We start from the raw sequence: 22256 nt of genomic DNA, 5'->3' as shown, positions 1-22256 counted from the left end.
GGTTGGCAGCGCCGCAATATTCAGCTAGCGTCCGCCCGCGTACCAGATCGATCCCGGACTCTGATAATTCATCCCTTCGCCCCAGACGATGTGGGTGTCGTCGTGATTGTCGATGGCGATTCCGAAATAGTCTCCGAAGGGAAAACGGAAGCCCTTCCTGCCGATGTAGCGATAGCCGGGGACATAACTAGACAGACGAGACTCAGTAGACCAGGTTGCTCCGCCGTTGTTGGAGCTGCGGTAGAAGGTATTCCACTGCTGCAGGGTTTTCGGATCGTTGCGAGTGTCCATCCACGCGATGCGGATATCGCCTGCAGCGCCGGCCACGACGGCCGGAAAAGCGTGCTCGACGCCATTTGCCGCGAGCGACACGCTGGTACGCGGCAGCCAGGAATCACCACCGTTGGTAGACGTCGAGAAGTAAATCCGCTGTGGGCCGAGGCGCTTGCTGCCCGAACTCCAGAGCGCGTACAGCGTCCCCCCAGCGTCCGAAGTAAGCGAGATCTGAGCTCCCAGGTAGGCTTCACCGCAGTCTTCGTCCTGGCATCCCGGAGCGGCTGCAGACGTATCGAGCCGGGTTGCGGCCCATGCCGTCTTGCCTGCATCCGTTGACTTCGCAACGTAGAGATTGACGGGGCCGCGCGCGCCACTTGCCTTTGAGTATGACCCCCACGACAAGTAGGCATTGCCCGCAGGATCAATCGTCGCGCCACCCAGCAGCGACCATCCGGGACTAGCGTTGCTATTGACCTGCGCGTTGGAGAAGTTGCGCCCTCCATCCTGCGAGGCGGCTACCCAGACTTCTTCTTCGTGGTTGAATCCGATTACGAGGCGTTGTCCGCGAACGGCAAGGGCGGGCTTATCAAGTTCCACTTCGCTACGCACGGCGATCCCGATATTCCAGCTCGCACCAAAGTCGACCGACTTGGCCAGCATCACAACGCGCTTCTTGTTCTGGAGCCAGGCCGCGTACACGGTACGGCGGTCGGCGGGATCCACGACAATCTGGGCGTCATATTGCCCGGTGGAGGATTCCAGCATCACGCGCGGCTCTTGCCAGGTCTTGCCATTGTCGCTGCTCGCAACCAGCAACATGGTCGGAGCGACGCAATCCTGGCAAGTCGGGACCGCGTTGTAGTGAGGATAGAGAACGTAAATGTGGCCGACGCCATCGGCCGACAAGGCGGGCTCCCATTGGTCACCGGTCGTGAGGCCGATGCGCTTCTGGACAGAGAACTGTCCGGGCGCGGCTGATGCCAGACTGGCGGCGGCCAACACGATCACGACGAGTTTGAAGAAGGCGGAGCGCACAGGGCACGACAGGGGGGAAAGCCTTTACTATTGCCACTTTACCCTGAAGCCCGAGCACGGTCAACGTTCCGTGCGAGTGGGCGGTGAGTAGAAAGGGTACGACGGAAGTAACCACGACGGTATCTCCGAAATCGTACGGACCATCAAACCATCATTGGCCGGAAGGGCGTGCCTCGAAAGGAAGCGATTGAAATGCAGATGGGCTGGCGCTACGGCCGATTGATCCGGGGCAGGCGGGGCCAAAACAGAAGCAGAAGAGCGATGCTGCCCACATAGTAGGGCCAGACTTGGAGGAGCGGAAATCCCATGATGCGCAGCAGCAATCCGAACAGGGCCAACGCCTCGCACAAGACGTAGGTCACGGTGTATCCAGCCCGCCAGCGCGCCAGGATCACAGCGTCGCCGGGTTTCTCGGCGAGTTCGGCTTCCGACTGCAGAACCATCGTCTTTCGTACCACCAGGATTGCGCCCACCAGGCTGATCGAAGCAAAAGAAATGGCGTACAGGGTATTCGCGTTGACCACCAAACGCGTGCCGGCAACTTCGCCCACGACAGCGTAGATTCCAATGCTGACCAGCATTGCGACTTGAATCAGGCGTATGGTTCGGAGCGCTGCTCCCATGGCCCCTAGATAATGCTCTTTTTAACGCAGCGAACAAAGCACAATGTTGCAGGAGAATCTTCCAAAGTAATGTCGCGGTCAATGCGAATGTTGATGGCTTCGGGAGCCAGGACGCATCCGCAGAAATACCTGGAAAGAAACCGGTCGCTCGCCGTAGATAGCACGCAACACGTCCGGTTTGGAATAGAACGTGACGTCAGCGCCGAGTGCCAACTGCCAGAGCCGGTCGTGGATGAGATCGCGCGCTCCTCCAACCGTGTACGCCCCAATGCGCAGGCTCGGATGAGTGGGATCGTTGGGAAAAAGCTCGTCTTTGTCGACTAACTCGATGCGTCCGAAAGCGTAGTTACGCGTCTTGAAATTAGCTGTCGACTCCAGCAGATAGCTGTTGAGATTGCGGTCTTCAAGCACTTTGTGCTTCCGCCCCCAGATGACCGAGGTCGCCCAAGAACCATTCTCGAACGGATGCACATACTCGACCGACGCGGACTGGCGATGCTCGCTGCCGGACTCAAGCGCTTCGGGATGTTCCAGCCTTCCGTAGCTGTACTGGGCCGACCAGTTTTGTGAGGGAGCGAAGCTCAGCCGCCCTGACCACGAGTCGAGCGCCGCCAGCTGAATCCCATAACGCTGTTCGTTCGGTTCGCGGGCATTGAACGCGGAAACTTCCAGCTTCAAGCGATCTACTATCAGCCCCGTAGTAACAACTCCAAAACTCGTGTGAGTGGAGTCCTGTAAGTGATGCGAGAGGGGAGCCATCGGCAACTCGGAAGTGGAGGCGCGATGCATGAAGGCCACCGGCCCTAACGCCGGCTCTCCCACTGGCCCGCCATAAAATAACCAGGAAACCTTGTCGCTGATGGGATGCGTATAGTACAGCGCCAGCTCGGCAAATAGATTGTGTGGATGCTGGTGATCGACCAGCGGCTGTCCGTGATAAGTTTCGCCCGTCTGAAAGATTTGTCCGAAGCCGGGATGGGGTGCAGTCAGCGACTCGGCCGAAAACATCTCGCGAAACAGAATCGTGCCGCCTGCCAATGGATGCTGTTCCATCAGCATCAACCAGTTCACCGATTCCGCCTTCCCTGCTCCACGCGGCCCGCCTTGCTGGTTGTAGTCGATGAAGAGCGCGCCGTGAGCCATCAGGTCCCAACTGCCAACGGACTTCATCCACAAATGCGCCGGCGTGGCGACGGGCTGCCAACCTGTGCCCGAAGAACCATGTGGGGAGGGGAGCCAGTCGGGTGTGTCGTTTGAAGACGACATCTGCATTCCCGGCATTTGCCCCTGGGCGGAGTGATCGTGACCCGGCATATCGTGGGGATTCTCTTGCGACTGCGCCACCACGGTCAGAACGCCAACTACAAACAGACACCGAATCAACGCGCGCACGTAACACTCCTTAATCAGCAAACGATCAAATAAATTGGAGACGAGGCAGGCACTGCCACTGGATTCACGTAGTGGAGAGATCAGATCCGGAGCGGAGTTGCTCGCGGCGGGCTGCCCAAAGAGACGCCGAGTTTCTCCAACCCGAGATGTTCATGCAGCCTGACAGCGGGCTCAATGACATCTGCCACAGGAAGTTCATCAGGTGTGGGGATTGCATGCGCCGCCTGCAGGACAGCAGGGCTATGGCCCGTCAAGCAGCACTGATATTTAGCAGGTTGGGGTAAGGGCGCTTTACTCCCATGTCCGTGGCAGCCAGAGGAGCTTTCCGAACGCGATGCGTGCAAAAGCAGCGACTGCGACACCAGCGGACTTACAGCTGTGGCCGCCAGAACAGCCAAGGCAGCGATTTTTGCTAAGCGTCCCATCACTGAATGGTTAGGATGCACAAACCCAGGAGAAGAATCACGAACCCGTAATCTTCATGCGCAACTCTTCGGGGAGCTTTTCACGGATTTCCGCCGGCAGGCGATCATGCACGCGACGAGCCCCGATCCGGGCCACGTCGACGACCGCCATGGGCGCGGGCGTCGCGACCGCGACAACCAGCCAGATCAACGCCGACAACGCGAATCCTGCCAGGGCGGCCACTTCGAGCCAGAAAGCGTGCCGCGGACCAAAATATCGGATCACTGCAAAGGCGAGCAGGAACATCGCCGCTGAAACTGAAGCGAGCACAATGAGGGAAATGTCGATAATGCGGTGGAGTTGCTGGCGCTGGAGGCAATGCGGGCAATCGGCGAAGTGCGCTTCGTAGTCGCCGCGCATCTCTGCAGCCAGGCCGGAGATGTCATACCGCCATCCGGCTAGAATCTTCCCTACGATGGGTTCTACGCACTCACTCATAGTCGCTACAGCCGGATCGGCTCAAGCACTTCCGACTGGCTGGCCAGCAGCACGCGGTTTTGCCACAATCCCTGCCGCTCCCGTAGAGCCTGTTCGGCCGCCACACGAGCCAGTTCGGGATGATTATTCTGCTCGGATAGGTGGGCTAACACCACGTAAGCTGCCCCTCCATCATAGTCGCTGGTGAAGAATTCCGCGAGCGCGTCATTCGATAAGTGCCCTACTCTGCTCATAACACGCTGCTTAACTGACCAGGGATACGGGCCGGTTCGCAGCTTTTCGAGATCATGATTCGACTCGATCACCAGGATGTCACACCCGCGCAGATGGTCGCGGACGCTCACCGGCATATAACCCAAGTCGGTGGCATACCCGATCTTCGTTCCTTCCGTGCGGAACGTGAAGCCCACTGGATCGGCGGCGTCGTGAGGAATGGTAAAGGGCCGGACCTCAATATCACCGATCTGGAAGCCCGAGCCGGAAGCGAATTTTTCCAGCTTCGGAATGTCTGGAATCTTGCCATCACCATTCTTGTCGCGCGCAGACCGTCCCCATTCGCGATGCGTCGCTTCCGTCAGGAAGACAGGCACTTTCAACTTGAATGCAAGGCGCTGAAGCCCCGCCACGTGGTCAGAATGTTCGTGGGTGATGAGGATTGCCGATAAATCTTCTGGACGTTCCCCAACCGCGCGCAACCTTTTGAACGTCTCGCGGCAGGAGAGCCCTGCATCCACAAGGATTCGAGTTGTGCTGCTCGCGACCAGCGCGCAATTGGCGCGGCTGCCGCTGGCCAGCAACGAGACGGACACTGCCATATTGGCAGCTTACGCTGAACGGCTGTGGAAACGGGAGTACTTTCTGAATTCTCCGTGGCTGTTTAGGACACGCCCTGTTTGGGTGGGAACAGATTTTTGACTACGCCTCGTCCGAACGCACCCCCGTAAGCGCCTACGATTCCTGGCAGGAAGGCAAGGAACGACTCGTAGATCTGGGCGCGGTCCGGCTTTTGCGAAAGTGCGGCGTAGGCAAAATAATCCATCAGCGGAACGAAGATGCCGACCAGCACGACCCAGCGCCAGGCTCTTTGCGGTCGCACGAAGCCGAGCAACATGCAACACGCGAGCGAGAGCAAAGCGGTAAACAGTAAATCACCGACCTTAACGTCGATCCACCCTGTTCCCAATCCGAAAGCCACGGCGAGGAAGTAGAACAAAGCGTCGCCGCTGGATTGTCCTTCGGGAAGAACGCTGCCCCACGCGGTCGTCATGATTTTCGATCCTGGGAGTAGTCGTAAAACCCCCGCCCGCTCTTGCGTCCCAGCCAACCGGCGTCCACCATCTTGATCAGCAACGGACAAGGACGATACTTGGGATCACCCAACCCATCCTGCATCACACGCATGATATCCAGACAGACATCGAGCCCAATGAAATCCGCAAGCGTGAGCGGACCCATCGGATGGGCCATACCAAGTTTTAAAACTTCGTCGACGGCCTGCGGAGTCGCGACACCTTCCATCACGGCGAACATCGCTTCGTTCAGCAACGGCATCAGCACGCGATTGGAGACGAATCCGGGCGCGTCGTTAACTTCAACCGGAGTCTTCTCAAGTTTCAAGGCCAGGTCGCGTACGGTTTCAAACGTCGCTTGCGAGGTGGCTAGTCCACGAATCACTTCCACCAGTATCATGACGGGCACTGGATTAAAAAAGTGCATGCCGACGACTCTGTCGGGACGTTTGGTCAACGCGCCAATCTTCGTGATCGAGATGGACGAAGTGTTCGAAGCCAGGATCACATCGGGCTTCATAACGCGATCGAGGTCGCGAAAAATCTCCGATTTGATTTCAAATTTCTCGGTTGCCGCTTCGACAATCAGACCGCAATCCACCAATTTGGCGCGCTCCAGCACAGTCTTGATCCGGCCGAGGGTCGCGGTTTTGGCGTCCGAAGTGATCTTGTTCTTGGCTAGTTCCCGGTCGAGATTCTTGCCGATTGTCTCCAGTCCACGATCGACGAACCTCTGCTCGACGTCGCAAAGCACGACTTCATAACCGCTGCGCGCGAACACATGGGCGATACCGTTCCCCATCGTGCCCGCGCCAATCACTCCCACTCGCTGGATTGCCATCATTGCCTCATTAGATGTAAGAAACAGAGAAGTTTAGCAGAGCAGAAACATCGAAGAACGACCTGAAGGCATTACCTCGACAACCGTTGGGAGGTGACCAGGAACTGCCAGAAAACGGCACACGCCGTTCTCGAACAAGATCCTCGCAACCCGATGCCCCTCAGAAAGTTTCGCGCCACTCGCGCCACCGGGCAAACTATTTCTTTCGCCGGCGTAGCAGCAATTCTCTGACCTTCCCGCATCACATTGATCATGCCGCCGAACGCTGGCGAACGAGGTAGGGACAGCGTTCCGGCTGGAGGACACTATGTGGCGAACGATGCGGGTGGCAGCATTCGCTTTGACGGCAACGCTGGTATTAAGCGGATTCGCGCTCGCCCAATATGATCGCGATGGCGATCGGGACAACGATCGCAATTACCGCCGGGACAACGGCCAGGCGCGGCAGTATGGATACCAGAACGGCTATAACGATGGCATCGGCAAAGGCCGCCATGAGAGTCGAGAGAACGATCCCAACGACTATCAGACTCCCGACTATCGCCGGGCCACACGTGGCTACCAACGCTGGATGGGTCCCGTGGAGTTCTATCAGCGTGCGTATCAGGACGGCTACAGCAACGGCTTCCGGGCCGGATACCAGGAGCCGGCTAATCGCGGACGCGGACGCTATCGTGACGACGGCTGGCAGAACACAGGCTGGCGTGGTGGTTATGACGCCAACGGCGGAAACGTCGCGAACCGGTGGGGCTATCAGGATGGCGCGGAAGCAGCTCGCGAAGACATCCAACACCGTAAGGAGTACAACTCGAAACCTCGCGGCCGGTTCGGAGACCGCGATCGCGGGTATCAGCGTGAGTTCGGAAGCCGTGATCGCTACAAGGCCGAGTACACGGCCGGCTACCGCGCTGGATATGACTCAGTCATGAGCCGAGGACGTTACTAGTTTCGTCGCATCAAAACATGACGGCCGCCGAGATTTCGGCGGCCGTCGTGCTTATGCCTGCAAAACTGCTACTTTTCGCTGGCGACCTTCAGACGCGTTTCGGCGCGTTGCAGAGCATCCTGGGCGCGATCATAATCCACTTGCGGATCAGTACCCTTCAAGAACTGCTCCGCCCGATCTTTCGCTTTCTGAGCGCGAACCACGTCGATATCCTCAGGACGCTCCGCCGTCTCCGCCAGCATGGTGACTTTTTCGGGCAGTACTTCCGCGAATCCCCAGGCTACGGAAAGGCTCTTGGTCACGCCTTGCGCGCGATACGTGATCACGCCCACTGCAAGTTCAGTGATCAACGGAGCATGTCCTGGCAGGATGCCGAGGTATCCGCCTAGACCGGGGATCTGAGCCTCTTCCACGGCTTCATTCACCACCAGTTTCTCTGGAGTGACGATTTCGAGTTGGAAAGTATCGGCCATATCTTCGTTCGTTGCTGGTCGTTCGTCGTTAGTCCTTAGTCGTTCGCGGTGCGTGTTCGTCGTGGGCGCGGTTGCCAACGACGAACGACGAGCGACCAACGACGTTTCTACGCTGCCGCCTTCAACTTCTCGGCGGCTTCGAGTACTTCGTCGATCGTACCTTTCAAGTAGAAAGCCTGTTCCGGAATGTCGTCGTACTTGCCTTGGACGATTTCCTTGAAGCCTTTTACCGTGTCGGCGATCTTTACATAACGCCCCGGGCTGCCCGTGAACTGCTCGGCAACGTGGAACGGTTGCGACAGGAAGCGCTGGATCTTACGAGCACGCGCGACAGTCACTTTCTGATCTTCACTCAACTCGTCGATACCGAGAATCGCGATGATGTCCTGCAAATCCTTGTAGGTCTGCAACGTCTTCTTCACCATCTGCGCGACGTCGTAGTGTTCCTGCCCGACAATACGCGGATCAAGAATGCGCGAAGTCGAAGCCAGTGGATCGACGGCCGGATAGATTCCGATTTCCGTCAAAGCGCGCGAAAGCACCGTGGTCGCGTCGAGGTGAGCAAATGTGGTTGCAGGCGCAGGATCCGTAAGATCGTCAGCAGGCACGTAAATCGCTTGCACCGAAGTTACCGAGCCCTTCTTGGTGGAAGTGATGCGTTCCTGCAACTCGCCCATTTCTGTTGCCAGGTTCGGCTGATAACCGACGGCGGACGGCATGCGGCCCAGCAGCGCGGACACTTCTGATCCAGCCTGCGTGAAGCGGAAAATGTTGTCGATGAAGAGCAGCGTGTCGGCGCCTTGCTCGTCACGGAAATATTCCGCAACCGTCAGACCGGTCAACGCAACGCGGAGACGCGCACCGGGAGGCTCGGTCATCTGTCCGTAAATCAACGCGGCTTTGGACTCGTCCGGCTTGCCCGGCTTGATAACTCCGGACTCGCTCATTTCCAGCCACAAATCGTTCCCTTCACGGGTACGCTCGCCGACGCCGGCGAATACGGAGTATCCACCGTGTTGCTTGGCGACGTTGTTGATCAGTTCCTGAATGAAAACCGTTTTGCCGACGCCCGCGCCACCGAATAGACCGATCTTGCCACCCTTCAAGAAGGGCTGAATCAGATCAACGACTTTGACGCCGGTTTCAAACATCTCAGCGGTGGTCGACTGTTCATCAAAAGCCGGGGCCAACCGGTGAATCGGCATCTTCTTGTCGAAGCTAATCGGACCGAGTTCGTCGACCGGTGCACCAATTACGTTCATGACGCGGCCCAGAGTGCCCTTGCCCACCGGAACGGAAATCGGGCCACCCTCATCGAGAGCTTTCATGCCGCGCACCATGCCGTCCGTGGCGGACATCGCAATGCAACGCACGCGACCTTCGCCAAGATGCTGCTGGACTTCAAGCACGACATTGATGGGAGAAGGAACCGTGAAGCCGTCGCTCACGACGCGCAGCGCCTCGTAAATCGGAGGCATTGAGCCTTCGGTGAACTGCACGTCCACTGCGGGACCGGAAACCTGAATCACTCTTCCAACATTTTCAGCCATAAGACCTCAATATCGCTTCGGGCTTCGAGCCGCGAGCTCCGAGCTTGTACTTTGACCAATCCACCTCGACGCGAGCTGCCGGATTCAGGGGCTTGTAGCCCGCAGCTCGAAGCGATTTTACGATGCTGCTGCGCCGCTCACGATTTCAATAATTTCTTTCGTGATCTTTGCCTGGCGAGCGCGGTTCATCACCAGCGTCAATGAATCGATCATGTCCGACGCATTGTTGGTGGCGGAATCCATCGCCGTCATGCGAGCAGCGTGTTCTGCCGCTACTGATTCCAGCAGCGCATGAAAAACCTGAATGCCAACGTACTTCGGCAAAATCTCGCTGAACAACTGCCCGGGCGGCTGTTCATAGATGTAATCGACGGGCGCGGTACCGAATTTCGCAGCGGCTTCATCTACTGCAGCCGTATCCACGGGCCGGACACCCACACCCGCTGCCTTGGCCGCTTCGAGCCGGCGTTTCCGCTCTTCCTGCGCCGCTTCTTCCGCCATGCGGACGTCTTCCACGCCGATTTCCTTGATGGGGAGAAGCTTCTGCACAATCAGGCGTTGCGCGATGACTGACTTGAATTCGTTGTAAAGAACGTAAACGCCGTCAATCTCGCCGCGAGAAAACTTTTCCACTACGCTTTGACCGACTTCGGAAGCGAACGAAAATTCCACTTTGCCCAGGACGCCGACGTGCTCGCCTACGATCTGTACTCGGCCTGCTCGCGGGGCGTTTTCTTGTCCGGACTGAGTTGTTGCAGCCATCGGAAACCGGCGCCGCAGGAAATCTCGCCCTTTTCGCCCAACGCACTCGACATCGATATTCTTGTCCGCGTTCGAGTCGATGAACTTGGTAACGACCTTCAGGATATTGGTGTTGAACGCACCCGCCAGGCCTTTGTCGCCAGTTACAACGATGAGCAGGATGTTCTTTTCTGGCCGCTCCACCAGGAGAGGGTGCAACGCCTCGCCCGTGATGGGATCGTAAATGTCGGCGCGAGAAACCAGCGACTTCAGAACATTCGTCAACATCTGCGAATAGGGACGCGCCGCCAACGCACGCTCCTGCGCCCGCCGCAACTTAGCAGCCGACACCGTCTTCATGGCCTTGGTGATCTGCCGCGTGTTGACCACGCTGCGAATCCGGCGCCGAATGTCGAGAATGTTTGCCAAATGAGTTCTCAGTTCCCGGTTCCCAGTTCTCAGTAAAACCTCAGTGCTCAGTTTCTACTGAGAACTGGGAACCGAGAACTGACAACTGCTACTTCGCTACTGCCGCCCGCGAGTCCACAAACTGCTGTTTCGCATCTTTAATCACTCGGGCCAAATCAGCCTTGAGCGCGTCATCGAGAACTTTCTTCTCCATGATCGTGTTCAACAGCCCGGCATGCGTCGTGTCTACGTACTTATAAAGTGACTTCTCGAAATCGCGAACCTGCTCTACCGGCAGATCGTCGAGCGCGCCGCTGGTTCCCGCAAAAATAATGAGAATCTGCTTCGAGAACGGCAACGGTTCGAATTGACCTTGCTTCAACAGTTCGACCAACCGTTTGCCGCGGTTCAACTGTGACTGCGTGGCCTTATCGAGATCGCTGCCGAACTGTGCGAAGGCGGCGAGTTCACGATACTGCGCCAGTTCCAGTTTGAGCGTTCCTGCAACCTGTCGCATCGCTTTGATCTGTGCGCTGCCTCCGACGCGGCTTACCGAGAGTCCGACGTTTACCGCGGGACGCACGCCCTGGTTGAACAAGTCAGTTTCGAGATAAATCTGTCCGTCCGTAATCGAGATGACGTTGGTCGGAATGTACGCCGAAACGTCTCCCGCCTGCGTTTCAATCACAGGCAATGCGGTAAGCGATCCGCCACCATTTTTGTCGCTCAATTTCGAAGCGCGCTCTAACAAACGGGAGTGGAGATAGAAAACATCGCCAGGATAAGCTTCGCGTCCAGGCGGCCGCCGCAACAGCAATGAAATTTCGCGATACGACGCCGCGTGCTTCGAAAGATCGTCGTAGATACAAAGTGCGTGCCGCTTGGTGTCGCGGAAATATTCACCCATCGCGCAGGCCGCATACGGTGAGATGTACTGCATCGGCGCGGGTTCTGAAGCCGAAGCCGCTACGACGATGGTGTATTCCATGGCGCCTGCGTCTTCGAGAATCTTCACAACCTGTGCAATCGACGAACGCTTCTGTCCGATCGCGTTGTAAATGCAGATCAGGTTGTTGCCTTTGCTATTGATGATGGTGTCGAGCGCAACGGCGGTCTTGCCAGTCTGACGATCGCCAATGATGAGTTCGCGCTGGCCGCGGCCAATCGGAATCATCGAATCAATCGCCTTGAGTCCAGTTGCCATCGGCTCACGGACGGGCTGGCGATCAATGACGCCGGGCGCGATGCGTTCCAGTGCGATGAACTTGTCAGTCGCAATTGGACCTTTGTCATCGATCGGCTGGCCGAGAGAATTCACGACCCGGCCAATCAGTGCGTCGCCGACCGGCACGCTCATGATGCGTCCCGTTCGTTTTACCTCGTCGCCTTCTTTAATTTCGGTGTACTCGCCGAGCAGCACGACGCCGACTTGGTCTTCTTCCAGGTTCATGGCGATACCGGCCACGCCATGCGGGAACGACAACAGTTCGCCTGCCATGACCTTGTCGAGGCCGTACACGCGAGCGATACCGTCGCCCAGCGTGATCACCGTGCCCACTTCGTCGACCGCGATCTTCGATTCGTAGTTCTCGATCTGCTCGCGGATTAACTGCGTGATTTCGTCTGCTTTGATTTGTGCCATATGTAAACCAGCTTGGAACTCCGGGCTACCCGCTTCGAGCCAACTTCCTGCGACTGCTCGAAGCCCGTAGCTCGCGGCTCGCGGCTAGCTCTCCATCAACTGTTCTCGAATTCTCTCCAACTGTTCCTTTACGGAACCGTCGTAAACCGTACTGCCGACTTTCACCAAGGCCCCGCCCAGCAACGACCGGTCCAGGCGATAGCGGGCGCGTACTTGCTTGCCCGTAAGTTTGGTTATTTCGGCGACCAGCGTATTCGCTTCTGTCTCGTTGAGTTCGCGCGCGCTGATAATTTCCGCATCTGCGATCCCCATGCGATCGTTCAACACCTGTTCCAGTTCTTTCAGGATCTCCGGTAACAACGGCAACCGCCGGTGATCCGTGACCACGGCGATGAAATTTCGCACCTGTCGCGTCATACCCAGGCGTTGTCCGACTGCATCCAGCACTGCACGCTTGCGATCGCCCGGGATAGAGGGGTTCACCATCACGCGACGAAACTGGACGCTCTCTCCCAGCAGCGCTTCGACGCCATGCAATTCCTGCAGCATGCGCGTGGAATCGAGCTTGCTGCCGATCACTACATCGGCAAAGGCTCGAGCGTAGACGCCAACGACGGAAGCCATGGCTACTGACGGTCCTTTCCGCCGCTGCCGGACGCAAGTCTTCCGGCAAAATTTCTAACCAGAATCTGGTCCGTCGCGGAATCAACCTGAATTTGTTTGCGTGCGAGCGCAACCGCCAGGTCAGCCGTGTGTGACGACAGATCGCGGCGCGCCTGCTTGGCGGCGGAAGCAATTTCCTGCTCCGCTGCTTCCACGATCTTGCGGATGTCGGCTTCGGCCGCTTGCTTGATCCGTCCGTCTTCGGCTGCTGCTTCACTCTCGGATTGCGCCTGCATCTGTGCGACTTCACTATCCAGTTTGCTCAGACGCGACTCGATATCCGCCAGTCGCCGGTTGGCATCCTCGCTGGCCGCGCGTCCTTCTTCCAATCCGCGTTGGATCGAATCCGTACGACTGCGGAAAGCTGCAGGAATACTCTTGCGGGCGAACCAGTAAATTAGAAATGCAACGATCAGGAAATTGGCCGTGACAGCGAACAGATGGGCACGGTGAACTGACATTCCCGTTTTCCTGGCCAGGAACTGGATCGCAGGCGAGTGCTTCAGGTTCTCGTTCTCTTCTTCTTCCCCAGCCGCTTCGCGAGTTTCCTTGGCCAACTCCGCGCTCGCACTCTTCTCAGTCGATTGAGCAGAAGAAGGCTGCGCGGAGGACTCAGAACTTTCCTGAGTTTTTCCAAACGCACGCGGCGAAGCAATCGCCAGCAGCGCCAAGAGCGCGATCAGTACGTATATTCTTAGAAATCCGCGGATGTTCATTGTCCACCCACCGGACTTGCCGCCTCGACGGGCCGCAACACTCTTTGGACGATCTCCGCAGCTAAGCGTTCCGCGTCGGATTGTAGTTTCGCCATCGCCTGTTGCTTGTCCTGCTCGATGGCGGCGCGCGCATTCTTAATCTGTTCCTGAGCCCGTGCTCGCGCCTGGGCGGCGGCTTCGGCACGCAACTGCGTTGCCTGCTGGCGCCGGTTTTCCAGGTTCCTGAAAATCTTCAGCCGAGCTTCCCGCAGACGCTGTTCGTAATCAGCAGTTCGAGCATCGGCGGCCGCGATATCGGCGCGGGCTTTTTCGAGTGCGCCCTCGGTTCGAGCGCGCCTTTCCGCCAGCACAGCGGTGAGAGGCTTGTGCACCAGCACGGTATAGAGAAAATAAAGGATCGCCAACAGGATCGCGGTAGGTACGGCTCCGAGCAGTAATTCCCCTAGTTGTCGGATTGTCTGATCCATGTTTGGCTGCTGATATAGCTGGAAGAATAAGGGCTTCTAAAACCAATAAAATTAACACTGTGGAGAGGCCAGTGTCAATAGTTGAGGGTCGCTGGCCACGCCTCTCTTAGATGGAAAAGATGGTTCTTGACAATCGATTTGCAGGGTCTACCATTTATGTATCACCTCCGATCCGTTTCAGGATCGAGTGGGCCGATAGCCAAGGAAACGTCACCGCTTCTTGGCTGGCGGCCCATTTTAATTTTGGCGATCGAACTCCCGCGACGACCCGATCAACCTCAAGACATTCCCCATAGTGAACCCTGTGATCCCGAACGCAGCGGGGGATCCGCATTCGCTCGTGAAAAACAGACTTTCAGCAGGGCATCGAGCACAACGATCGAGCCCGTTCAAAAAATAACCTTCTCATGACAAACCTGTGACAAATCACAGCAACGTCAACGCGTAAGGTGAATTTCGTCAGCATTCCTTGTACTGCCGCAAGGGAGCGACCAATTGAGCGATCTCTGAGGAGGGAATTGTATGTCTCCCAATCATTCGAAGCATATCGTGGCAGTGGCCGCGATTGTTTTCACGGTTATCTTAACCGCCAGCAGTGCGCTGGCGCAGCACTTTACCCGAACCGACTTGACCGCCAACGCCGCAGGCGTTGGGAATGCCGCCCACATCGATCCTAATCTCGTTAACGCGTGGGGACTCTCGCGCGCCTCGGGTTCGCCCTGGTGGGTTGCTGACCAGGCAACTGGCCTGTCAACCCTTTATGACGCTACTGGACTTCCCCAGAGCCTGGTTGTCACCATCCCCTTGCCAAACGGACAGTCTGGTTCCGGTTCTCCCACGGGAACTGTATTCAACGCCTTCCCGGGAGCTTTTGAACTGATTCCCGGCCAGCGGTCGATCTTCCTGTTCTCCACGCTGGCGGGCACGATTGCGGGCTGGAATCCAAATGTGAACCCAACGGTGGCAGTCATTAAGGCGGACGCCTCCGCCGAACACGCCGTCTATACCGGTCTGGCAATCGCCGACACCAACAAAGGACCCCGCCTCTTCGCCGCAAACTTCTCTTTGGGTGAAGTCACGGTCTTTAACAAGAGGTTTAACAAAGTCACCACCGCGGGCGGATTCAAAGACGCCGCCTTGCCCATGGGCTATGCGCCTTTCGGAATTCAAAACGTCGGCGGGAACATCGTCGTCGCATTTGCGCAGCCTCGCGCCGGCGAACCGCATGAAACACATGGTCCCGGTAAGGGCTTTGTGGATGTTTTTGACACCGATGGCAACCTGCTGCTGCGACTTCAGCACAACAGCACCATGAACGCTCCCTGGGGCATCGCCCAGGCACCCGGAGATTTCGGCCCGTTCAGCCACCGTTTGCTGATTGGCAATTTCGGCGACGGCAAGATCAATGCCTACAATCCCGTGAGTGGAAAACGTGAAGGCACTTTGCTGGATCCCAACGGCGCCCCGATCGCGATCGACGGCCTGTGGGCGATCAGCTTCGGCGGAGGCAACACCAACTCCGGATTGTTTAACGACCTGTACTTTTCCTCGGGTCCGAATGAGGAGACGAACGGCTTGTTCGGGAAATTAACCCCGACAGGCTCGGAGCAACGGGGTAACTCAGAGTAGTCCTTGAAGAGCCTGGCTGGGCCCTCACTCTCTCCGGTCCAGCCAGGCTCGTTTTTTAAGGTCTGCAATATTTTTTTGAAAATAGAAACGGCGGGCAATCGCAGCTGCGATTCCCGCCGTCTCTTTGTACAACGGACTTTGCAATCTACACGGAAACGATCTGCTCCGAAATCACGCGTGCAATCTTCTCTAACACCAATTGCATGCTCATGCCCGGATCGACGGTGGCATCGACTTCGTGGTGACGAGAACTGCCCTGCATCACGAGCACCTTCGTCCCGGCGTGCGCCTTTTTCACCATGTACGGCAGGTGATGGCGATCATCCTTGTTCAGTGTCGCCCCAAGAATGACCAGGTCAAACGCATCCCGGCGCAGAGCTTCCTGCACGCCGTGACGGCCGACGGCCGTGGTGACATGATGGCCAACCTTCTTCATTGCGGAAGCTTGGGCAGCGAGTACTTCCTCGTCGGACTCTCCATACAGAACCTTAATCGTGGGTTTCGTTGACGTAGCGGGCAAGGTGATCTCTCCTGAACTCAGAGAAAAGCGTAGCAAGCCGGGAACGACGTTCCGAGATCACGGAAGATCAGCTACCGAAGCGGCGAAACGCTCGATTGGACTACCTCCTTGGTAATGGACGGTTCCCCGGGTACATGTATTTTCGTTCTCATGACCGGTCCGCCGGCGCCGACCCCGCACCGATGCAGATTGTCCGTAGTAGCATGGTCCGATGAAAGCGGCGCTCCTCCTGCTGGCGATGCTCTGTTCGACCGATATTGCGTTCGCCCAAACCGGAGCCCAGAGCCCTTCTGCGCACTGGTACGACAATGCCGTCATTTACGAGATTTATCCGCGCAGCTTTCAGGACTCGAATGGCGACGGCATTGGAGACCTCAATGGGATCACGGCCCGCCTGGACTATCTGAAAGAGCTGGGCGTGGACGCCATCTGGATTACTCCTTTCTTCCCATCACCCAACGCCGACTTCGGATACGACGTTTCCGACTACACCAACGTCGCGCCAGAATATGGAACACTGCAGGACTGGGACAAGCTGGCAACCGAGGCGAAGAAACGCGGAATCCGCATCCTCGTCGACTTTGTTGTCAACCACACTTCCGATCAGCACGCGTGGTTCAAAGAGTCGAGATCGTCGCGTGATAACCCGAAGCGCGACTGGTATGTGTGGCGAAGTGGTAGCGGTCCGCACCAACCACCCACGCATTGGACTTCAATCTTTGGTGGCTATGCGTGGACGTGGGATGCCGCCACCGAGCAGTGGTACTATCACATTTTTCTGCCGCAACAACCTGACGTGAATTGGGCGAGCCCCGGGCTTCGCAAGGCGATGTTTGATGTCGTGCGTTTCTGGCTCGACCACCAGGCCAGCGGCTTCCGCCTCGATGCGACGCCTTACCTTTTTGAGGATCCTGCATTTCCTGACGACCCCAACCCTCCGAAACCAGGTGGCGCCGCCGCGCTCATGCCGTATAACTCGGCTCGTCCTGAGAATCACGACGTGCTCCGCGAGATGCGTAAAATTCTGGACAGCTATCCTGGCGATCCGGTGCTGTTGGGAGAATCCTCGACGGCAACGATCCAGGATCTGGCGAAGGTTTACGGGGAGAATCACGATGAAATTCAGCTCCCTATGAATTTCCTGTTCGGCAATCTAACCAACCTCGATGCCTCGGTATTCAAGAAGCAAGTGGACGACGCTCAGATTCACCTCGGCGGACAAACGCCAGTCTTCTTTTTCAGCAGCCACGATCACCCTCGCCAATGGAGCACGTTCGGAGATGGAAAGCACAACGATCAAATCGCAAAGCTGACGGCCACTCTCACGCTAGCGCAGCGCGGATCCGTTCTTCTTTATTACGGGGAAGAACTCGGCATGGGCACGATGCCGGCGAATCAACTGAAGGCGGTGCCGATCGGACCGAAGCGTCCGCGCGCCGATGATCGCGACGGTGAGCGCACTCCGATGCAGTGGGATTCCTCGGTGGGCGCTGGTTTCAGCAAGGGCGCGCCATGGCTGCCCGTAGAGGCCAGCTCGCCACGGTACAACGTTGCAAAAGAGAAACAGGATCCCACCTCTGTTTACTCCTGGTACGCAGAACTTCTGAAACTCCGGCACGAGAACGTTGCTCTTCGCGATGGCGCGTACTTACCGCTCGAGTCGGGCAATCGAAATGTATTCGCTTTTGGCCGGCAGGCAGCATCAGGTGAAACAGTTCTCGTGGTCCTGAACACGAGTTCGAAAAAACAGAAAATCCAGATCACTGGACTACCTGGCCGGACACCCAAGTTCGGCAAAATGCTTAAGGCCACTCCGCCAGCAACCACTCCTTTATCACAGGGTTTCACCGTCGCTCCGTATGGCGTCCTGATCTGCACGTTGGAATAGCCGCTTGCAACTTCTTGCTTTCCATCACTCGGTCCTGTGATCTCCGACACGTCCGCGGTGTGATTCAGCGCACAGCGTTCAAGTGATACCTCTCGTAACCTCAGGCCAAGGCAGGGTTTTGCTATGGACAGGTTCAAAGACGCAGGCCACCTCTTCCGGTTAGCAGCCGTCTTCCTGCTTGGCGTGCTCGTTTTCATGGGAGTCCGCAGCTTGATGGTTCCCAAAAGCTTTGGAGAGTACGGCCACTATCGCGGGAATGCGTTGGCCGACATCGCTGCCCGTCCCATCAACTTCGCCGGCCATCAGACTTGCGAAACCTGCCACTCCGACGTTTTTGACAAGAAGAAAGACGGCAGGCACGCGCACGTAAATTGCGAAGCGTGCCACGGAGCGCTCGCGAAACATGCGGATGATCCCACTTCCGTCCAGCCACCGAAATTAGACGCCGCCGTCCTCTGCGTGCGCTGTCACGAGGCCAATGCCGCGAAGCCCAGGACCTTCCCGCAAGTTGCATCCGAGGAACACTCCAGCGGCTTGGCTTGCGACACGTGCCACCAGCCGCACAGCCCAGCCATCACTGCAGGAGCAACCAAATGAACATGACGCGGCGTCATCTGCTTCTCCTGCTGCCTGCCGCCGGGCTCGCCTGGCAACACGTCCTTGCTGGAACTCCAGAGTCCTCCCCCAATTACAAGACCAGCGAGCACTGGTGGGGCATGCTGATCGATATCCCCAAGTGCATCGGCTGCGGGAATTGCGTGCGCGCTTGCCAGTCCGAGAACGATGTCCCCGACGGCTACTTCCGAACCTGGGTGGAGCGTTATCACGTCTCCGACTACGACATTGAAAACCCCATCGTCGATTCACCCGACGGTGCAAAGCACGGTTTTCCGCCCGCTAAAGACCCCAGCGGCAAGAACTTCTTCGTCCCCAAACTGTGCAACCACTGCGCGGATTCCCCGTGCACACAGGTGTGTCCGGTGGGCGCAACGTTCATCAGTCCTGACGGAGTGGTTTTGGTCGACAAACAATATTGTCTCGGCTGCCGTTATTGCGTGCAGGCCTGCCCCTACGGGTGCAGGTTTATCAATCCGCATACCGAGACGGCCGAAAAGTGCTCCCTGTGCTATCACCGGATCACGAAGGGGCTGACAACCGCCTGTTGCGAATCGTGCCCAACGGGAGCCCGGCAACTGGCTGACCTGAAGAATCCAAACGATCCGATTCACGAATTCCTGAAGACGCACAGTGTGCAAGTTCTGAAACCGTCCATGGCGACGCACTCGAAAACTTTCTACTACGGTCTGGATGGTTCGGTTCGATAGGCTGGCGCGACAAGGAGAATGGTATGCCCGGCGTTGAAGGCTTCATGTATCCGAACGAAGTAGAGCTGCAATGGAGCGTACTCATTGTTCTCTACCCGTTCCTGACCGGACTGGTCGCCGGCGCATTCATCCTGGCATCATTGGAACGTGTTTTTAACGTGAGTGCAGTGAAGCCCACCTACCGGCTCGCTCTGCTTACGGCTCTCGCCTTTTTGCTGATCGCTCCTCTTCCCTTGCAGTTGCATCTCGGACATCCCGAGCGCTCCTACGAAATGTATTTGACGCCGCACCGTACCTCGGCAATGGCCATGTTCGGATTCGTTTACCTCTGGTACCTGATGGCCGTCCTGGTATTGGAAATCTGGCTCGACTACCGCCGCGACATCGTCCTGCTCTCGCAATCGACCACCGGCTGGAAACGTCTGATCTACCGCGCCATGACGCTCGGGTCCAGCAATCTCAGTGAGCGCGCCCTGCACATTGATGAACGAGTCGGTTGGGTCATCACGATCATCGGTATTCCATCCGCATTCCTGCTCCATGGATATGTCGGCTTTATTTTCGGCTCGGTCAAAGCCAACCCGTGGTGGTCGACGCCCTTGATGCCAGTCGTATTTATTTTTTCGGCGATGGTCTCGGGGATCGCGGCGGTCATGCTCTTCTACATGCTGATGATGCGGATCCGAAAGCAAGTCATCGATATGACCTGCGTAGACACGATCGCGCGCTATCTCTTCTACACCTTCATCATCGATTTCGGTCTTGAAATGCTCGACCTGATCCATCGCATCTACGAATCGGACGAATCTTTCCGCAGCCTTGACTTCATGGTTCACACCAAGCTCTACGTGTCGCACATCCTGATCCAGATTGTGTTGGGTACGGTGACCCCGATTGCACTGCTGGCATTGACGCAGGTGCTGCCCCTTACCGAGATCGTGCGAAAACGTATTTATGGGCTCGCCGGATGCCTGACGTTAATTGGCATCTTTGCGATGCGCTGGAATATCGTGATTGGCGGACAGCTATTCTCGAAGAGTTTTCTGGGCTACACGACTTACAAGATGGGCTTGGTCGCCCGCGAAGGACTGCTCACCGCCATCGTCCTAACCGTCCTGCCGCTAGTGATTCTGTGGGTATTGATCAAACTCCTGCCGCCATGGCCTGAACAACCTGCGATACCGAACACCATATCTCGGGCATAACATCAACATTACTGCACTGGGCATATTCCATTTCTCTTGTGAACTCTGATACGCTTTGCGAGATATAGCTCATGGTGTCTCCCTTGGCTGGATTCGAGGAATTCAAGAAAGAACGACCATGTCCCATCAAGACTCTGTAAACACCAGGGCAAACTCTCGCATCTTCGCCGGGCACCTTGTGGTCGCGCTGCTGGTGTTTCTGTTCGCGAATCGAGCTAAAACCCAGGAGCCAACTCCTCCCGGTACGGTGTTCCAGACATCCTCTAACTTAGTCGTGTTGGACGTCGTGGTTACCGATCACGCAGGGAAGTCGATAACTGGCCTCACCCAGGATGACTTCACAGTTCTGGAAGATGGAGTCGCTCAAAGCATTACGTCTTTCGAAATTCCGCCCGGAGGCAATCTGCCCGCATCTGCGATTGCGACCGGAAACAGGCAAGACACGAAGACTACCGGCCCCGCGAAAGCGGCCTCTCCCCAGGCCCTGACCATTCTCGTCATCGACGAACTGAACACCGAGGTTCTCGACGAGATGTATGCACGCCAAGGCATCGAAAAATTCCTGGCAAAGCGTGGCCCCCATTTGGCGCAACCCACCTCGCTCATGCTGCTCGGCCAGAAGCGGCTCGAATTGTTGCAGGACTACACGCAAGATGCGCACGCCCTCACAGCAGCGTTGTATCATCGCCATCCTGAATTGCCCTTCGGCTTGATGGCCTCCGAATTCGGCGGTTCCTCAGAACGATTGGCCAAGTCATTGTGGGCGCTATCGCAGATTGCGGCGGCCAATAGTCACCATGAAGGACGCAAGAACGTGATCTGGGTCGGTCCCGGCTTTCCTGCTCTCAACAGTCGCATGCTCGACCCAGCGGACCGTCCACGCTTTGTGAATGCAGTGACTGAAAGCGCAAACCAACTCCTGAAGGCGCGCGTGTCGGTATACACCGTCAATCCGAAAGGGTTGGAGACTGCTCCTACAACGTACCAGTCCGGAGTTGGCGATTCCCTAGTATCGGAATCAGGGGATCAGGCTACTGGGGACTTGATATTCGAAAGCATCGCTCCGGATACGGGCGGCGAAATCTTTCGCTTGCGGAACGATGTGGATGTCGCGATCGCGGAGAGCGCGAACGACGGCTCCTCCTATTATTCGCTGGCCTACTATCCAACCAACCATAACTGGAATGGCAAGTACCGCCGCATTAAGATCGTCCTTCGCGGCCAGGGCCTGCAGGCGCGCACTCGCAAAGGCTACTTTGCCATTCCCGACCTCCCACTCACCGATGAGCAGGTTGATACGGTGCTCTCACGCGCGGTGATGAATCCACTCCCTTATCGGGCACTCGAGATTGAAGCCAAAGCGAAATCAGCGGGAGCGGGAAAGGGCCGCTTCTTAATCAGGGTGGATCGGCACAACTTGCATTGGGAGACACTATCGAACGGCAATCGTCGATGCGAGGTAACGGTTGTAGTTGCGGGTGTTGGTGGGGATGACAAAGTCTATAGCCACAAAGTCACCGAGTTGGAATCCGTGGTGGATAGCAAACGTTTCGAGCAGCAATTGAATAGACCCGTCGCCTTCGACGTGGTTGCTGACCTGCCTCCAAAAACAAAACACGTCCGCATCGTGGTTCGGGACGCCCACAGCGACCATATTGGCAGCGCCGATCTCTCCCGCGACGCACTTCCCTTCCGGTAAATTGCGGCTTGGTTTGTTCCATTCG

Annotated in this window: 22 protein-coding genes; 7 read left to right on the top strand and 15 right to left on the bottom strand. The window is 57.1% G+C overall.

Going from position 1 to position 22256, the window contains the following annotated elements; translation table 11 throughout:
* Positions 1 to 24: 24 nt before the first annotated feature.
* From HY010_06875 to HY010_06845, 7 genes are all read right to left on the bottom strand, one after another.
* The gene (locus tag HY010_06875) at positions 25 to 1311 is read right to left on the bottom strand and encodes an exo-alpha-sialidase (GenBank protein ID MBI3475437.1); all 1287 of its coding nucleotides are present in this window, start codon (positions 1309 to 1311) and stop codon (positions 25 to 27) included.
* Between the two features lie 209 nt (positions 1312 to 1520).
* Positions 1521 to 1934: a hypothetical protein gene (locus tag HY010_06870; GenBank protein MBI3475436.1), complete on the bottom strand. Its 414-nt coding sequence runs from the start codon at positions 1932 to 1934 to the stop codon at positions 1521 to 1523.
* Between the two features lie 78 nt (positions 1935 to 2012).
* Complete coding sequence (locus tag HY010_06865; GenBank protein MBI3475435.1) at positions 2013 to 3326, bottom strand: hypothetical protein; 1314 nt, start codon at positions 3324 to 3326, stop codon at positions 2013 to 2015.
* A 462-nt stretch (positions 3327 to 3788) separates the two neighbouring features.
* Positions 3789 to 4229, bottom strand: a complete 441-nt coding sequence (locus HY010_06860; protein ID MBI3475434.1) for a hypothetical protein — start codon at positions 4227 to 4229, stop codon at positions 3789 to 3791.
* Between the two features lie 5 nt (positions 4230 to 4234).
* Complete coding sequence (locus HY010_06855) at positions 4235 to 5044, bottom strand: MBL fold metallo-hydrolase (GenBank protein ID MBI3475433.1); 810 nt, start codon at positions 5042 to 5044, stop codon at positions 4235 to 4237.
* Between the two features lie 62 nt (positions 5045 to 5106).
* Positions 5107 to 5496: a hypothetical protein gene (locus HY010_06850; protein ID MBI3475432.1), complete on the bottom strand. Its 390-nt coding sequence runs from the start codon at positions 5494 to 5496 to the stop codon at positions 5107 to 5109.
* Positions 5493 to 6359, bottom strand: a complete 867-nt coding sequence (locus HY010_06845; GenBank protein MBI3475431.1) for a 3-hydroxybutyryl-CoA dehydrogenase — start codon at positions 6357 to 6359, stop codon at positions 5493 to 5495. The genes HY010_06850 and HY010_06845 overlap by 4 nt, the downstream gene beginning before the upstream one ends.
* A 307-nt stretch (positions 6360 to 6666) precedes the next feature.
* Between HY010_06845 and HY010_06840 the strand changes: the two genes are divergently transcribed.
* On the top strand, positions 6667 to 7305 hold the full coding sequence (locus tag HY010_06840) for a hypothetical protein (protein MBI3475430.1): 639 nt from the start codon (positions 6667 to 6669) through the stop codon (positions 7303 to 7305).
* Between the two features lie 68 nt (positions 7306 to 7373).
* Here the strand turns inward: HY010_06840 and HY010_06835 are convergent, their stop codons facing one another.
* The 7 genes from HY010_06835 to HY010_06805 form a co-directional block, all read right to left on the bottom strand.
* Positions 7374 to 7778 (bottom strand): F0F1 ATP synthase subunit epsilon, encoded by a 405-nt coding sequence (locus HY010_06835; protein MBI3475429.1) that lies wholly within the window; start codon positions 7776 to 7778, stop codon positions 7374 to 7376.
* Positions 7779 to 7885: 107 nt separating this feature from the next.
* Positions 7886 to 9328: a F0F1 ATP synthase subunit beta gene (gene atpD, locus HY010_06830; protein ID MBI3475428.1), complete on the bottom strand. Its 1443-nt coding sequence runs from the start codon at positions 9326 to 9328 to the stop codon at positions 7886 to 7888.
* Positions 9329 to 9445: 117 nt separating this feature from the next.
* Entirely contained in the window at positions 9446 to 10498 is a 1053-nt protein-coding gene (gene atpG / locus HY010_06825) for an ATP synthase F1 subunit gamma (GenBank protein ID MBI3475427.1), read from the bottom strand.
* Between the two features lie 88 nt (positions 10499 to 10586).
* Positions 10587 to 12119, bottom strand: coding sequence for a F0F1 ATP synthase subunit alpha (locus HY010_06820; protein MBI3475426.1), 1533 nt, complete (start codon positions 12117 to 12119; stop codon positions 10587 to 10589).
* Positions 12120 to 12203: 84 nt separating this feature from the next.
* Positions 12204 to 12743, bottom strand: coding sequence for an ATP synthase F1 subunit delta (gene atpH / locus HY010_06815; GenBank protein MBI3475425.1), 540 nt, complete (start codon positions 12741 to 12743; stop codon positions 12204 to 12206).
* Between the two features lie 2 nt (positions 12744 to 12745).
* Positions 12746 to 13498 (bottom strand): ATP synthase F0 subunit B, encoded by a 753-nt coding sequence (locus HY010_06810; GenBank protein MBI3475424.1) that lies wholly within the window; start codon positions 13496 to 13498, stop codon positions 12746 to 12748.
* On the bottom strand, positions 13495 to 13965 hold the full coding sequence (locus HY010_06805; protein ID MBI3475423.1) for an ATP synthase F0 subunit B: 471 nt from the start codon (positions 13963 to 13965) through the stop codon (positions 13495 to 13497). The genes HY010_06810 and HY010_06805 overlap by 4 nt, the downstream gene beginning before the upstream one ends.
* A gap of 522 nt (positions 13966 to 14487) precedes the next feature.
* Between HY010_06805 and HY010_06800 the strand changes: the two genes are divergently transcribed.
* On the top strand, positions 14488 to 15594 hold the full coding sequence (locus tag HY010_06800) for a TIGR03118 family protein (GenBank protein MBI3475422.1): 1107 nt from the start codon (positions 14488 to 14490) through the stop codon (positions 15592 to 15594).
* 145 nt (positions 15595 to 15739) lie between these two features.
* Here HY010_06800 and HY010_06795 read toward each other — a convergent pair whose 3' ends face one another.
* Positions 15740 to 16114 (bottom strand): hypothetical protein, encoded by a 375-nt coding sequence (locus tag HY010_06795; protein ID MBI3475421.1) that lies wholly within the window; start codon positions 16112 to 16114, stop codon positions 15740 to 15742.
* Between the two features lie 211 nt (positions 16115 to 16325).
* Here HY010_06795 and HY010_06790 point away from each other — a divergent pair, with 211 nt between their 5' ends.
* The 5 genes from HY010_06790 to HY010_06770 all read left to right on the top strand — a co-directional run bounded on the left by HY010_06790 (position 16326) and on the right by HY010_06770 (position 22231).
* Positions 16326 to 18002 carry an alpha-glucosidase gene (locus HY010_06790; GenBank protein ID MBI3475420.1) on the top strand — a complete coding sequence of 559 codons (1677 nt, stop codon included), beginning with the start codon at positions 16326 to 16328 and terminating at the stop codon, positions 18000 to 18002.
* A 123-nt stretch (positions 18003 to 18125) separates the two neighbouring features.
* Entirely contained in the window at positions 18126 to 18599 is a 474-nt protein-coding gene (locus tag HY010_06785; GenBank protein MBI3475419.1) for a hypothetical protein, read from the top strand.
* Between the two features lie 2 nt (positions 18600 to 18601).
* Positions 18602 to 19327 carry a 4Fe-4S dicluster domain-containing protein gene (locus tag HY010_06780; protein MBI3475418.1) on the top strand — a complete coding sequence of 242 codons (726 nt, stop codon included), beginning with the start codon at positions 18602 to 18604 and terminating at the stop codon, positions 19325 to 19327.
* Positions 19328 to 19350: 23 nt separating this feature from the next.
* Positions 19351 to 20532, top strand: coding sequence for a polysulfide reductase NrfD (gene nrfD, locus HY010_06775; GenBank protein ID MBI3475417.1), 1182 nt, complete (start codon positions 19351 to 19353; stop codon positions 20530 to 20532).
* 118 nt (positions 20533 to 20650) lie between these two features.
* Positions 20651 to 22231 (top strand): VWA domain-containing protein, encoded by a 1581-nt coding sequence (locus HY010_06770; protein MBI3475416.1) that lies wholly within the window; start codon positions 20651 to 20653, stop codon positions 22229 to 22231.
* Positions 22232 to 22256: the final 25 nt, after the last annotated feature.

It is taken from the genome of Acidobacteriota bacterium (assembly GCA_016196065.1).
Classification (GTDB): domain Bacteria; phylum Acidobacteriota; class Terriglobia; order Terriglobales; family Acidobacteriaceae; genus Acidiflorens.
This window is presented reverse-complemented; position numbering and strand designations above follow the sequence as displayed.